This window comes from Cytobacillus oceanisediminis (assembly GCF_007830235.1).
Classification (GTDB): Bacteria; Bacillota; Bacilli; order Bacillales; family Cytobacillaceae; genus Cytobacillus; species Cytobacillus oceanisediminis.
On record NZ_VLKI01000001.1, the window covers coordinates 478,962 to 494,207 of the forward strand.

Genomic DNA, 15,246 nt, shown 5'->3' on the forward strand with positions numbered 1-15,246 from the left:
TTTCGCTTGTAGATATTTTTGCTTTAACTGTTGTTTGGAACACTTTTTTCCCGTAAGGAAAACTTGAAAGAAATAACCTTCGATTTCAATAATCAATATTATCACGACTGGTTGCTAATCAGTCTTATAGCTTAGATTTTTATTAAAGCAGCCTTTAGCTTAATAAGGAAATGGGAATCGCTCTAAGGATAAAACTAAGTCCTTAAGCTCATCAATACCTTCCCTTTTCCACTTTTTTCTTTCAAATGATCTGATTACTTTTTTTGAAACAGACAGGATTGAATCTCTAACTTCTATAATTGAACAATTTGCCGTTAAAATAACTCGGCGTTTTGCTTCCTCATCTATACAAAAGCGTAATTCTAAATTTTCATTATCTAACTTCTTAGCTAAAATAATTGGAGTGCCATCCATAAAGTCAAACTCATAAGTTTTTCCTAATTCTGAAACAATTAACCCTTTAATTGAATTTATCCACCAGGTTAATATAGTAACAACAAAATCTGACCATCCTTCTTCGGGAAAATAACGATGGTAATCAATAACGAAATGTATATTCCCAGTAACATTTTGTCTGTTTTCTAAAGTTTCTAAATCAACTTCAATTGAGATATGCTGCTTCATCAAAATCATTCCCTATATATTTATATATATAATAATTCTCTGCTTGTTTTAATTAACCTTCTTAAGCTAAACTGCTCCGATAGTTTAATATTTATCGTTTCCATTTCAATAATCAAGTCAATAATTCCTCTTATTTAACCGAAAAGGAGGAAATTATTTTGTTATTTTCAAAAGCCTGGGAACTTTATGAATCAGAAAAAAGGATTGAAGGATTCTCTCCTCAGACATTAAAAGCATATAGGCTCCAAGCTAAGCTACTTATCCAATTCTTTAACGATGTGAATATTGAATCATTGACGACTGATCAGCTGAAAGGATACTTAGCAAAATCCAGTGAACACCTAAAACCTTCAAGTTTGGCTCATAGAATTCGATTTATTAAATCGATACTTCGTTGGTCACACGAGGAAGGGCATATGACCAAAAATCCAGCTGCCAAAATCAAAGAACCCAAACAAGGAAAACGAATTCCAAAATTTTTAACAGAGAGAGAAATTGAACATCTGAGGGAAGCGTGTTTTACTCCAATGGAAAAGGCATTATTCGAATTTATGTTTTCGACAGGTTGTAGAATAGGTGAAATTGTTTCTTTTGATAAAAATTGCATTAATTGGTCAAATCATTCTGCCATTGTGCTTGGAAAAGGTAATAAGGAAAGGGAGGTCTACTTTAATATACGGTGTGAAATCTGGCTCAAGCGATACTTAGAACTTCGTCAGGATAAAGACCCAGCTATTTTTGTTACTGAACGGCACCCACATAGAATGAGTATTGGACAAATGAGGTACATCATTAAAAGAATATCAAGTCGAGCAGGGATCAACAAAAAGATTCATCCACATCAACTACGCCATAGCTATGCCACACACCTATTGAACAATGGTGCTCCAATTGATGTAATTCAAAGTTTACTTGGGCACGAGAAAAGCGAAACCACTAGGATTTATGCTCAGTTAAGTGGGAGCCTTAGAAGAGAATTTTATAGAAAGTATTTTTAAAAATGGATTGGCAAAAGGCAACGGAGTGTCCGCTGCCTTTTTACCATTGCCCCCCTTAGTATGAGTACATTTTTTCACAAACTTTGTGTTCCTTTTGCGTAATAATGGTTTTATCTATTCTTTGCTAATCTTAGAGTATAAAATTTTTAAACAATTTGCTTCTTGATTATCACAGACAATACAAGTTATATCTTCTTTTTTTACATATGTTTCACCATCAAGTACTCCGTCATTTGTTAAGGCGGATAAAACGACAATATCATCTTCAATACTTTTAACAAGCCCTTGAATTGTCGCTTCTTCTGAAATTTCTACTATAACAACAAATTCTTGCTTTTTCGCAACCTCAAAAAAACCCTGAATTAAGTCCTCATTCTCCACATCATATCTAAAATGGTTCTGTTTTTTTGCTTCATATAATATTTCAAGGTTTTTAAGATACCGTGTATTTTTGTTAATTTGAAAAATATTCTCCGTTAAAATTAGGGAAAAACCATCGTACAAACCATCAGCCGAAATATCCGCTAAAATGGTATATTCTTCATTTGCATTCAACACTCCACCAGCCTTAAATTTTCCAACATCACTCAAATCCCTGTATATTTCAAGCAAATGTTTGTTATTTTTCGCTTCTTCTATTTGTTTTAGCATCATCATCACTTCCTCCTTTTTACCTCAATACGCTTTTGAAACTGGGGTAAAAATAACAATTCGGGAGTTGGATTCAAAAATCCTTCTTCAAGTAACCTGCCCCTTTAGTTGAACAAAAAAAGCCGCCTCTTTCGGCAGCTGATCTTGAACATAAGCACCCGTTAGTTGAACAAATAACCTTAAAACGTAAAAATGATTATTCTATAACAAAAGAAAAGTATCTCAATATAACATCTTTCATACTGTAAGGTATTCAGCAATTACAATATTTCGATATACCCTTCTGTTCCATGGACTCGAATTCGTTGCCCATCTTTTATCAGTTTGGTAGCATTTTCTACTCCGACAACTGCTGGTAAACCATATTCACGTGCGATAACTGCTCCATGGGTCATCAGTCCACCAACTTCGGTGACTAGGCCTTTTATGGATACAAACATTGGTGTCCAGCTAGGGTCAGTAAAGGAAGTGACTAATATATCTCCATCTTCTAAATCAGCATCTTCCATGTTTAAGATCACACGAGCGCGTCCCTCTATAACGCCGGAAGAAACAGGCAGACCTACAATCGCTTTGGCTGGGAGATTTTCTCGTTTGTACTCACCTGCAATGATTTCACCATCAGACGTGATAACACGTGGAGGAGTTAGTTTTTCATATAATTTGTACTCGTCTTTTCGTTTGCTGATAATCTGGTAATCCAGTTTATTTGTGCGTACGACTTCGCGAAGTTCTACAAAGGTGAGAGAGTATATATCTTCTTTTTCATGAAGGACGCCCGCTTGTACGAGTTGTTCGGCTTCTTTCAGTAAAGACTGCTTATAAAGGAAGTAGCGATTAACCATGCCGTATTTTGGATATTCCCTATACCCGCTGAAATTCCGGATTAGGTCAATCATTCGTTTTGTTTCTTTGGCTTTTTGTTCACCATCCGGTAATTGCTTCAATCGATCTAATAACTCTTGTTCTTTTTTCAAAGCAACACGCCGCCCTTGCTCAAATTTCCGCTTGCTGGCATTAGGCTCAAAGGTTTTGATATTACTAAGAATCACGGGGACAAGAGTAATTGGTTTTTCGCTCCAGCGGATTTTAGTAATATCGATTTCTCCGACACAACGCATTCCGTATTTGTTAAGATAAGCTATTATTGCATCTTGGGCTTCCCGTCCACCATCAAACTTAACCAGGTCATCCAAAAAGTTATCATCTTTTACATGTTGTAAATAATCAATTACTTCTGGATAAGGGCGAATCACATCGGCGACATCCAATAGCGCCAGACCCATTTCCGAAGTAATATTGTTTGGTACAGATTGAGAAAGCGTATCTGCTACGTTTTTTTCATCTAACCAGTTGTTCATTTTTTCATTGATCCATGTTGAAGCATCCATAGCAGCCATAATCACACCCAAACTTTGTGGATCAAATAAAATCTTTTTTAATTGCTGGATATCTTCTGTAATAAAATCAAATAAATCCGGTCCTGATTTTGTTTGGATGTTATGCTTTAACTCTTCTATCGATGTTTGACTACTCTTAATCAAATCAGAAACGATTGTCGGATCATTTTCGATTTGTGCTTGAAAACCCTCAGACGATTTACCTTTATTGCTTTTACTGGTACTCGTTACTTTTTTACCTCCTGGTGACGATTTTATAAAACCTTCTCGTTCTACGATGGTCATGAGTGCGTCTTTTATTAGCGGATCGGATTTTCCCAAGGTATCTATTATCGTTTTTCTGCTGACAGGCGAAGCCAGCATATGTGTGATATCAACAAACAACCTTCCGCCAGCTTTACGCATGGGTGCAGGAGTCGTTAACAGGTAAAAAGACAACCCCAATGGTTTCATGGGATCGGTCATCATTTGTTGATGGCCAACAGATACATAGACGTGATTTTCTTGATCATTCGCTTCAGGGATGGGGAAAAGAATAGTGATTGGACGACTCTGGACGATATAAAATGTATCATCAACTAAACACCATTCGATATCTTGTGGGCAACCAAAATAAGTTTCGATCTGTCTTCCTATGCGTGCCAGTTGTAAAATCTGTTGATCAGTAAGTGTTTGTGTCTTTTGCTGATCCGGATCGATCTGCTGGGTCTCTGTTCCGCCTTCTTTTAGTCCATAGATAGCCAATTTCTTGGTTGCTATCATCTTATCGACGATTTTATCTTCCTGTACTTTATAACAATCGGCAGAGACCAAGCCTGAGACCAGTGCTTCTCCAAGTCCAAAACTGGCATCGATTGATAGCAGCTTTCGGTTAGAAGTAATCGGATCAGCGGTAAATAAAATCCCTGATGCCTGTGGGAAAACCATCCGTTGAATGATAACGGATAAATACACTTGGCTGTGGTCAAATCCGTTTTTCATACGGTAAATCACGGCACGATCCGTAAATAGGGAAGCCCAGCATTTGCGGATATGCTGCATGATTGCTTCTTTGCCGATTATATTTAAATAGGTGTCTTGTTGACCAGCAAAAGAGGCATGTTGTAAATCTTCAGCAGTCGCACTAGAACGTACTGCATAAGCATGTTCATCACCAAGCTGGGAGTGATAGTGAGTAACTGCTTTCACAATATCGGAAGGAATTTCTACTTCCATAATGATTTGACGTATCTTCCTGCTGATTTCACCAATTTGATCTCGATTTTCTGCTTTTAGCATTGTTAGTCGATCCAACAAAGCATGATACATTTCGTTTTGTTCGATGGCTTTTTGAAATCCCACTGTTGTAACACAAAATCCTTCTGGTACTTGTATTCCTTCAATTTTTGATAATTTCCCTAAATTTAACCCTTTTCCGCCAACGAACAAAAGCTCCGTTTGTTCCATTTCCTGAAAACCGAGAACCAAAGAACTCATTCTACATCTCTCCTAACCATTAAGGTTCTATTGATTTTAGCAGTAGTAAATGAGAATAAATAGCCTATATTAACCATTTTTTTAATGCTATAATTAAATTAGAAAGAGTTCAAAAAAAAGTAGACCCTACAATAAAGTCAGCTGACCTTTCTACAGTTCTCACTCTTGTCAGCTTAAAAAGTCTTTTATTTTGATTATCCAAAGTACTATTGAGAAATGATTAATTTTCCTTTTTTTCAAACTTGGTGTACGTAGTATTAACCTTTCTGTTTCAAATTGTAATGGCATGTCCATTAGTAATTGATTAATTTCCATTTCCCCTCGTTCATTCTTCTGAAAGCAACCCGCCAAAAGTTAGTCCAAAAAGAAAAAAAGAGCTGCCATTCCTCACTGGATCCTCAACTCTTACTACTCCATTATTTAAAAAAGACGTTATAAATAATAAAAGCTATTATTATTCCTATAACAACAAAACCACCAATTGTTGGACTCCCATAAAAGGTTCTATTCCAAGCATCATCTGTATTTATTTTGCTATTATGTTTATCTTCGTTATCCTTATTCATTAAATCCCCTCACCAAGATATTGTCCTTTACAAAACTTATATTCTATCTTGTTTTAAATTATACTTGTTCAACAAACCTCCCCCTTTTGTTGAACAAAAAAAGCCGCCTGTTTTGGCAGCTGAATCTTAAGCTCTTGCACCCCATTAGTTGAAGATCACATATTCCTAAAAAGATATAGACCAAAACCAAGGGTATCTCTTCCCCATTTTAAGTACATTTCCCTCCAACTTCTGATTCTTTCTAACATTTCAGGACAATCAGGGTCTTCAGGATTGTTATAACAATAGTCCTCAATAGATTTGGAATATAACCATTCATATGAATCCCAATCATCTTCATTGGAAACTGAAGACCATAAAGGTATTAGACCGTATTTCTGAGCTGTAAATATATTTTCCGGGTGAGATAAAACATCCTTCTCATCCCCACCGAAAAATTCCAGGTATTCTTCATCGGGTTTTTTCCTCCAATAAATTTCTCCTAAAACAATATATCCACCTTTTACAACTTTGTTTGTTAAAGATTCTATAGTTTTAAGGTAGCCACCTAAAGCATGAGAAGATCCGATACAAATTCCCACATTAAACTCTTGATTGAATGTCTTTATTGCTATATTAGCGTCTTGTTTAATGACTTGGATGTTATTTAAAATACCTTTATTTTTAGCATTTACTTTTAATTGTTCTGCAAAACCATCATATTGTTCGATAGCAATACAATTTGAACTGTACTTTTCAATAATTCGAAGAAGAATTTCCCCTTTCCCAGCACCTATGTCAATTATTTTGTCATTAGCTGTTAAAGAAAGCAGCTCTATCACTTTATCAATTTTTGCAGGGTTAACTGGATTATAAAAAGAATGATTTTGGTGGGCTATTGCTGAAAACTTATTTTTATCCAAATCAAAACCTCCATAGACGTTTTTTACTTATTACTATAGGACAAACGTAAGAAAATCTTAATCTCACACCTATATTAACATAAATATCCAGTTTTACCCGAGAGTTTTATCCCATTAAATGAAAATTTTCATAAAGATTGAATTTCCTTGTTCCGGTAAAGTGCCAGATTGTTGAAGATATTTTTGAATAAATTAACGGGTTCTTTATACGACCCCTTTTTCCTAGTACGCTGATTATTTTGGGAATTTTTGTAGGTTATTGGTTGTATTTTCCTTGGAATATATTGTGAATATTTTTTTTTTGTAGTATCCTGTCAACGATTTGGATGCCATCGAAGTAATGGATCTAGTTAATTGTTCGCAAGGAAAATCCTTCTATCTGTTTCTAAGACAACATTTTATTCCAAATCAAAATATAAGGGAGGGATAGGATGTCCAGGTTTTACAGGCATAGCGTTTTATCTGTACTTCTTTTGTTTTTGGTAATGGGAATGATTTCACCGGCACAAGCGAAGTCCGAAACAGAAGGCGGAGGTTATTGGCTCCCAAATAACAAGGAGAAGATTGAAAAGGCAACTAAACTTATGAAGGAAGGCAAGTCTGTTGAAGAGCTTGGGATCAAGCAAGATCAGAGCCAGAAAAAAGAAGGGATTCAGACATTAGATAAATTGATGGAAGAAGACCAGCAAAGTAACACAACATACAGAGCGAACATGGCGCCTCCGATCAAGACGGCAGCCGGATGGACACCCCCTGACTTCGACTATGATCATATCCTGACTACAGAAGAATGCCAAAGAAGTCCAGACAGCAGTTCAGAAACAGGTTATATCAAGAACCGGTATTCCTTCTGCTGGTCCCACGTCGCAACATATCAAGTCCCAGTAAAGTGCATTGGCGGGTTCTGTTTTTACGAAGGCGTTCAATTTCAATTCACTGAAATAGGTTATGGCTCCAACCAAAGCAGGAAAATGAGGGTCTATTATACACTTGATGATATCATCGTGACGCATCCATCCTTGAACGGAGCCAAGCTGAAAATTGATATGGTATGTGAATCCAAGCTGAACGCAGGTGATTGTAAAGAGGATCCCGACTTCCCGCCGACGGAACGAACGATCGCCCAATGGAAAAACACAAACTTTAGTACAGAAATTTTCACATCAGAAGCGCCACCTCCAACTGATTCAAATCCTGACCAGTTGGGCTACATGGAATTTTGGCCAAAACTTACCCTTACACATGCACCAAGGAAATTCAAAAAGAGCATTGATGGCATTAAACAGACCGTTCGTTACGATTCTGCAAAATATATGTTTGCTTTCCCTAATCAATATTTCTGGCAAGGAGCCGTATTCAGCAAAGCCACACCCATTTTTAACGTCCCAATCACAAAACCGGAATTTTCGATGTTAGCTGAAGCCGGCCAGCATTGGAAGTTCGCGATGGATCACCCGGAACAGACGAAGCCTCAAATGATCGGAAAGAAGATACCGGGCGAAGTCGGGGACAGCACGTTGACACGGATGTATACGAAACGCCATCCGGATGAATACAATCGCAACAGGTCAAAGACAAGAAGCACTTGTGAGCGGGAATTCGCAAATGAGGATCGGACCGGCAAGGATTGTGACGAGTATCCGTTCGCTTCCACCTGGCAAGGCTCCTCGACGAATGGGTCGGACAATTTTTCTGTGAGCCTTATTTCATCGGACTCCAATCAAGCTGCAGGGACCTGGCTAGGTACCTGGTACGCGTATGACCGTATATTAGACGGAGACCGATTCCATGTCCAGGTCGAAGCCCCTGAGAAAATTGCGACAATCCGTTCTGAAGGCCAGCCACAAGACGGTCAGGACCATCGTTCCAGCGATAACTTCTCTATTCAGAACATACCTTCATATGCAACCAAGTTACAGTGGAAAATCATCAATGGACCAACTGATGCAAAGTTCGATGTCATGAAAGACATCAGTTTCGGCATCGATGAAACCATTTTCTATGACCTCCAGGATGGATCGGAAACAGAAATCGAAACCAGCAAGGATCTTTATATTGCCAATCCGGAAAATACGAATGGAGAGAGCTTCACTGTCGAAGTTTATGCAATCCCATAATACTAACTTAGAGGCTGTTATCCACAGCTTAACGGAAGGGTGTCGTCATCATCTGAGATATAATAATTGGCACGGCTAAAGCCATGTATTGTTTATTCGTTAGAGATGCTTGTAAAGTGCCTGTATACGCAGAACTTTGTAAACTCATATCACTTTCCCCTTTAAACAATAAAAATGTCACAGCATTTTAATATGTTGTGACATTTATGCATTCGTTTTATCTGACTTCACGATATTTAGGTAATCGATTCGCTGTTTTGTATTATCCCATGTTTGCCCTGGTCGTAATTGTACGAAAACGTGGGTGTTCAGCAAGAATGGAGTCTCTTAATCGTTTAACTGCAGGGTGTTTGGAGGAAAGAAATTGGTCTTTTGAATGGTAATGCTCCACCAATTCTCCTTTTTCAAGGACGGCAATATGATCAGAAATTGAAAATGCTGCTTTAATATCATGTGTAATAAAAAGATAAGATAAGCCGAAGTCATCCTTTAATTCGTTTAATAATTGTAAAATTAAGCTTTGTGTAACCATGTCTAAACTACTTACCGATTCGTCAAGGACGATTAACTTCGGTTTAAGAGCAATTGCTCTAGCAATATTTATCCTTTGCAATTGCCCGCCACTAAATTGATGCGGGTATTTTTTTATATCCTTTTCATTTAAGCCTACTCTTTCTAATAGCTCAATAACCCTTCTTCTCTGTTCTCCTATAGTTAGTTTTTCATAATTCTCTAATGGCTCGCTTATAATACGTTCGGCTGTCATTCGGGGATTAACAGCTGAGTATGAGTCCTGAAATACAACTTGGAGGTCGCGGCGTATTTTATGTTGTGTAGCCTTATCCGCATTATAAATGTCATATCCTTGAAACAAAACCTGTCCTTGCTGTGGACGCTGAATCCCGAGAATTACTTTCCCTAAGGTACTTTTACCTGCTCCGCTTGTACCAATTAAGCCCAAACATGTTCCTTCATCAATAGCAAAGGAAATATCATTAAGAACTTTATTTGTTTGGTCCTTCCCTTTAAAAAGCTTCCTTGAATGAAAGCTAAGATTTACTTGCTTTACCTGTAATAAGCTCAATGGTTTCACCCCCTGGAAAATTCAATCGGTCCATCACAACATATAGGTATAGGGTTGTTCTTGAGAATATAAAGTTGGTCTTGTCCTTAACAGCTTCTTTGTGTACTCATGTTGTGGATTATCAAATAATTCTAACACATTTGCAGTTTCTACTATTCTCCCATGTTGCATCACAATTACATCATCAGCCATCTCTGAAATAACTCCAAGATCATGAGAAATGAGTAAAATAGATGTTCCATATTCTGAACGAATCTTATCTAATAGACGCAGTACTAATAATTGACTATGAAGATCAAGTGCTGTAGTTGGCTCATCGGCAATCATAACGGATGGCTGTAAGCATGCAGCCATGGCAATCATCACTCGTTGAAGCATACCTCCACTTAATTGAAAAGGATATTTTTTTAACAATTTATAAGGATCTGGCAAATTTACACTTTCCATCACATCAATCGCAAGCTCCTTAGCTTGTTTTTTATTTAATAGAGTATGAGATTTAATCGTTTCAATAAATTGATGGCCAATCGTAAAAACGGGAGTAAAAGCATTCATGGGATTTTGCATAATAAAAGCAATATCCTTCCCTCGAATTTTCCGCATTTCTTTGTTTTCCAGACCATTCAATTCCCTGCCTTGCAGTGTAATGCTCCCTCTAATATCCATATACTTCTTATCATGCAGCTGTAGGATAGACATACTTGTAACCGTTTTACCACTGCCACTTTCCCCAACAAGACCGAGGATCTTCCCTTTTTTAATTCCAAAATTAATGTCCTGAACAAGTGTGGAAGAACCCTCATCGGTTTTTACTTGCACATGTAAGTCTTTTACATTTAAAATGTCTCGATCATTTGCTTCCATTTTTCAACAGTCCTTTTTCATTAGCGGCGTTTAACCCCAAAACGTTCTGATAGTGATTCACCTAATAAATTAAAGGTAACAACGACTAGCATAATCATTAAACCCGGATAAATCATTAATGCCGGATGTGTTCTGATATAGGACTTCCCTTCATGAATCATCGCCCCCCACTCTGGTATAGGGGGTTGCACACCTAAGCCTAAAAAGGACATGGATGATAAATTCATAATCGCCCAGCCCATTTCTAATGTTCCCATTACAGCTAGTGATGGAAGAACATTAGGAATAATATGTTTCTTCATGATGGTCCATGTAGAAGAACCGCTGATTATAGCTGCAGTAATATAGTTCTGTTCTTTCAAGCTTAGAACCATTCCTCGAATTACCCTTGCGTAATAAACCCATTGTACGAGAATTAATCCTAAAATGACTTGTTTAAGACCCGCTCCCCAAATACCAACAAAACCAAGAACAAACAAAAGGCTTGGGATCGCCATCAGACCATCACCGAATCTCATTAACAATTGATCAACCCAACCACCTTTATACCCAGCAATAATACCAATGATCAAACCAATACTTAAAGCTGAAATAAATATTAGCATAGCAAACCCTATTGAAATTCGTGCACCATATAGGATACGCGAAAACGTACATCGACCTAAATGATCTGTTCCTAATGGGTAATCCAATGAAGGCTGCTGTAGTTTATGCGTTAAATTGACAGCGATAGGTTCATTAGGTGCAATCCACGGAGCAAAGATTGTGATCAAAAATAAAACGCACAGGATTAGAGAACAAATGACAATTACTTTTTGACTTTTTAATATATCACGAAGCTTTGCTTTCATTGATACTGCCTTTCTTTTCTGGAAATACGTGGATCGATATACAATTGGATAAGGTCGACAATTAAATTGCTTATAAGGAATAATCCCGCTGCTAATAGCACATAGCCTTGAATAACAGGAACATCACGGTTAAAAATAGCATCAATAAATAACCGACCAAACCCTGGCCATGAAAAGACTGCCTCTACAATTACTGCTCCAGTCATTAAGTTTCCTAAATTCATTCCAAGCCCTGTAATCATAGGGGAAATGGCAATTCTTAATACATGCTTTCCCATTATGATCTTTTCATGAATCCCTCTCGTCCGCGCAAAAAGCACATAAGACTCTTGTAAATTTTCAAGAACACTTGCACGTAACAGTCGGGTATATAAAGCTATTAAGGGGAAAGCCAGCGTGACTGAAGGTAAAATTAAATGTTTCCAAGTTCCCGTACCTTCTACTGGGAAAAGGTCTAGTTTTACAGAAAAGAAAAAAATGAATAAATATCCAAGCCAAAATGATGGGATGGATGCCCCTATAAAAGAGAGGAAACGACTAAAATGATCAATCCCACTGTTCTTCTTTATGCCTGCTAAAAACCCTATTGGGACACTTACTAAGATTGCAATCAAAAGACTCCCTATAGTTAACTGAATAGTTGCTGGCATTCGAGAGGAAATCTCTTCCCATACAGGTTTATTCGTAACATAAGATATGCCAAAATCAAATTGGCATATCTTAATAAGGGCATTCACATATTGGATAAAGAGAGGCTGATCTAAGCCGAACTCATGTCTTTTTTGTTCCAGCATCTCATCTGTTGCCTGGATATGTGCAGCAGCAAAGTATGCCTCTGCCGGGTCCACCGGTGATAGGTTTATCATTCCAAATGTTAGTAGAGTGGTCAAAAGAAAGATTGGAACGATCGTGATTATTCGTTTCAAGACATAAGTACTCATGAAAAACGCTCCTGTCGCTTACTTCTTAATACTAATTCCTGTAAATGGATGTTCATCTCGGTTAGCAGGGAATGTAAAATTAGAAACATTCTTTTGATAAACTGCTATTTTCTTAATATACGAAACAGGAACAATGGCACCCTGCTCTTGCAGTGAGCCTAAAATTTCCGTGTATAGTTCTTGACGTTCATTTTCATCTGTTGTTTGTTTAACCTCAGCGATTTGGTTCAGTAACTCCTCTTTATTAGAATAAGCTGAAATAGCTTCTCTAAATCCAAAACCTTCTGTAGCAACTATGTTTACGAAAGTATGTGGGTCATAAGGAGCGCCATAGTTACTGAAGAAGTTCATATCAAACTCATTCGCTTTGAATCTTTCAACTTGAGTGGTAAGCTCAACTCCAACAATATTTAATTTTACGCCTAATCCTGTCCATTCAGATTGTAATGTTTCAGCCATTGTTTTTTGGATGGATTCAGCAGAGTTATACATTAACTCGATTTCTAGCGGTTTCCCATCTTTCTCACGAATATTTTTACCTTTTGGCAACTTCCAGCCTGCTTCATCCAATAATTGTTTCGCTTTTTCAACATTATAGTCGACCTTGGTTGCATCAAGATTTGAAGTGTAAGGGAAGTTTGTTGGTAAGATATAGTCAGCCTTCTCTTCCAAACCAGATGTCACGCCCTCAACCATTGCTTGTTTATTAAATCCATAATGTAATGCTTGACGAACACGTACATCTGAAAGCTGTTCTTTATTCGTATTCATAACTAGCTGTCTAGTAGCGACTGGTTCAGAAATGCTGCTTCCATAAGAACCTGTGGATTCTAATTGCTTAAAAGAATCTATACCGATAACACCCTCACCATAAACAACGTCTAAGTCCCCTTTTTCGAAAGCAAGTACGCGTGTTTCAGCATCTGGAATGACTTTAACTTTAATTTTCTCTATACTTGGGAGTTCTCCCCAATAATCTTCGTTCCGTTTAAAAACAGCAAATTCATCTGCTTTATATTCATCTAATACCCATGGGCCTGTCCCAACTGGCTTTTCTATACCTTTTGAAGTGTCACCATCTTGAGGGAAACCAGCTTCCCCCAGGAATCGAACCGGGCGTACGACAGCTAGCTCCTGAATAGTAGGGTAATATGATTCTGTTAATGTTAATTTAAATGTATACTCATCGATGACCTCTGTTTGATCGATCTTCGAAATAAATCCTAACCAACTATGCAAATCCACATTTGCCAATATAGCATCAAAGTTCTTTTTGACAATCTCTGCATTAAAATTTGAGCCATCAGTAAATTTCACATCTTGACGTAAGTGGAACAAATATTCTTTCCCATCTTCGGAAATCTCCCATGATTCTGCTAACTGTGGTTTTAACTCTCCTCCATCCTGGTAGCTAACTAAAGGTTCATATAGCATGGATTGAGCAAATAATTGAGATGGATTATAGATATGCGGATTCAATTCACCTATATCTCTAGGCCAAGCAAAAGTTATCATATTGTCACTTTCAGTGGTAGATTCAGATTTTTCATTTTCTACTGATTCAATTGAACAACCAAGTAAAGCCATAGATAAAATAAGTACCATTACAGACATAAGTAAAAATCGTTTTTTATTTTTGGGGTTTAACATAAAAAGTTGATCCTCCTAAATGATAATGAAAACTATTATCAATAGTAGGGTTTGATCATTTGATTGTCAATACAATTTCAGCTATTTCAAAAAGTATTTAAGTTATTAATGTTATCATTGTAAAAATAAGTATAGTTGTAATATATAAGCCCACCTGAAAACGGATCCTGCAGCTTTTATATAGGATAAACTTTTAAAACTTGTCTTGTCTGAGACCTAACACTCTTCATAAATGCATTCGAAACTTTGTTAGCTGGTACTGGACCGTTAGCACAAGAAAAAAAAGCCGCCAATTTTGGCAGCTGAATCTTTAACTCTTGCACTCTATAGTTCAAGTGCATTTATTCACAATAAATACCTAAATTCAACCCTATTGCTAAAAAAAATAAAAGCGTCATCCTGATTTAACTAGGATTAACGCCAATGCTAAATAAGTGATGATATCCACTTTGGACTTTTTTCCTCTACCTAGATGTAAGTTACAGATAACCTATTTCTATTGAATGTGGGATAAATAATTGTCAAGTCTCTCGTATTGTGAAGAGACCCCTTGAACAGCTCCCATGTCGACCACTTGCTTGAGAGCTTCAGCTGTAGAGAATTGGGAACGGGTAATGATTGTTGTTTTGCCTTCTTTTTCTAAGAAGTCCATTTTAACAACCGTCTCAGGCATTTCTGGAAGAACATTGTAATCAGTATCAGTAAACATATCAGTGTAAACTATTTTTTCTGGAACAACAATTTCATGGTAAACTGCCTTACCACATGACTTCATCCCAAAGAAATCACCTTGGTTTTTATCAACACATGTCATGCAATATAGCCAAACACCATTAATCTTAAAATCCATCTCATGAACTTCTGTCTCCCAACCCTGTGGTCCCCACCAGGCTGCCAGGTGAACAGGATCTGAAAAGACTGAAAAAACCAATTCTCGTGGTGCTTCGAAAACCCGCTCAATAATTAGTTCCCTTCCTTCTACCCTGGTTACCAATTTGTTTACTGATTTGTTTTCAGACAATTTAATTCCTCCCACTATCATTAGTGTTAAATCAAGAAATTTCCCTTCTCGGCACAGCTTAGTTCTTATCATGTAGTTTACGTAAATACTCATCTAACCGG

Annotated in this window: 13 protein-coding genes; 2 read left to right on the forward strand and 11 right to left on the reverse strand. The window is 37.2% G+C overall.

Annotation, left to right across the window (positions count from 1 at the left end; translation table 11 throughout):
- Positions 1-159: 159 nt before the first annotated feature.
- Positions 160-624, reverse strand: a complete 465-nt coding sequence (locus tag IQ19_RS02265; protein ID WP_144539459.1) for a hypothetical protein — start codon at positions 622-624, stop codon at positions 160-162.
- Positions 625-782: 158 nt separating this feature from the next.
- Here IQ19_RS02265 and IQ19_RS02270 point away from each other — a divergent pair, with 158 nt between their 5' ends.
- Positions 783-1,622 (forward strand): tyrosine-type recombinase/integrase, encoded by an 840-nt coding sequence (locus IQ19_RS02270; RefSeq protein WP_144539461.1) that lies wholly within the window; start codon positions 783-785, stop codon positions 1,620-1,622.
- 114 nt (positions 1,623-1,736) lie between these two features.
- Here IQ19_RS02270 and IQ19_RS02275 read toward each other — a convergent pair whose 3' ends face one another.
- From IQ19_RS02275 to IQ19_RS02285, 4 genes are all read right to left on the reverse strand, one after another.
- Positions 1,737-2,279: a hypothetical protein gene (locus IQ19_RS02275; RefSeq protein ID WP_144539463.1), complete on the reverse strand. Its 543-nt coding sequence runs from the start codon at positions 2,277-2,279 to the stop codon at positions 1,737-1,739.
- Between the two features lie 254 nt (positions 2,280-2,533).
- Complete coding sequence (ppsA, locus tag IQ19_RS02280) at positions 2,534-5,149, reverse strand: phosphoenolpyruvate synthase (RefSeq protein WP_144539466.1); 2,616 nt, start codon at positions 5,147-5,149, stop codon at positions 2,534-2,536.
- 416 nt (positions 5,150-5,565) lie between these two features.
- The gene (locus IQ19_RS27650; protein WP_158638724.1) at positions 5,566-5,715 is read right to left on the reverse strand and encodes a hypothetical protein; all 150 of its coding nucleotides are present in this window, start codon (positions 5,713-5,715) and stop codon (positions 5,566-5,568) included.
- Positions 5,716-5,870: 155 nt separating this feature from the next.
- The gene (locus IQ19_RS02285; protein ID WP_144539468.1) at positions 5,871-6,617 is read right to left on the reverse strand and encodes an SAM-dependent methyltransferase; all 747 of its coding nucleotides are present in this window, start codon (positions 6,615-6,617) and stop codon (positions 5,871-5,873) included.
- Between the two features lie 431 nt (positions 6,618-7,048).
- Here IQ19_RS02285 and IQ19_RS02290 point away from each other — a divergent pair, with 431 nt between their 5' ends.
- Positions 7,049-8,734, forward strand: a complete 1,686-nt coding sequence (locus tag IQ19_RS02290; protein WP_144539470.1) for a NucA/NucB deoxyribonuclease domain-containing protein — start codon at positions 7,049-7,051, stop codon at positions 8,732-8,734.
- A 262-nt stretch (positions 8,735-8,996) separates the two neighbouring features.
- Here the strand turns inward: IQ19_RS02290 and nikE are convergent, their stop codons facing one another.
- From nikE to IQ19_RS02320, 6 genes are all read right to left on the reverse strand, one after another.
- Positions 8,997-9,818 (reverse strand): nickel import ATP-binding protein NikE, encoded by an 822-nt coding sequence (gene nikE, locus IQ19_RS02295; protein ID WP_144539472.1) that lies wholly within the window; start codon positions 9,816-9,818, stop codon positions 8,997-8,999.
- Between the two features lie 33 nt (positions 9,819-9,851).
- Positions 9,852-10,682, reverse strand: coding sequence for a nickel import ATP-binding protein NikD (nikD, locus tag IQ19_RS02300; protein WP_144539474.1), 831 nt, complete (start codon positions 10,680-10,682; stop codon positions 9,852-9,854).
- A 20-nt stretch (positions 10,683-10,702) separates the two neighbouring features.
- Positions 10,703-11,533, reverse strand: a complete 831-nt coding sequence (gene nikC, locus IQ19_RS02305; RefSeq protein WP_144539476.1) for a nickel ABC transporter permease subunit NikC — start codon at positions 11,531-11,533, stop codon at positions 10,703-10,705.
- A complete protein-coding gene (nikB, locus tag IQ19_RS02310) occupies positions 11,530-12,474 on the reverse strand; it encodes a nickel ABC transporter permease subunit NikB (RefSeq protein ID WP_144539478.1) in 945 nt (314 codons plus the stop codon). The genes nikC and nikB overlap by 4 nt, the downstream gene beginning before the upstream one ends.
- A gap of 18 nt (positions 12,475-12,492) precedes the next feature.
- Positions 12,493-14,124, reverse strand: a complete 1,632-nt coding sequence (gene nikA / locus IQ19_RS02315; RefSeq protein WP_144539480.1) for a nickel ABC transporter substrate-binding protein — start codon at positions 14,122-14,124, stop codon at positions 12,493-12,495.
- Positions 14,125-14,620: 496 nt separating this feature from the next.
- Positions 14,621-15,145 carry an SRPBCC domain-containing protein gene (locus IQ19_RS02320; RefSeq protein WP_242020867.1) on the reverse strand — a complete coding sequence of 175 codons (525 nt, stop codon included), beginning with the start codon at positions 15,143-15,145 and terminating at the stop codon, positions 14,621-14,623.
- Positions 15,146-15,246: the final 101 nt, after the last annotated feature.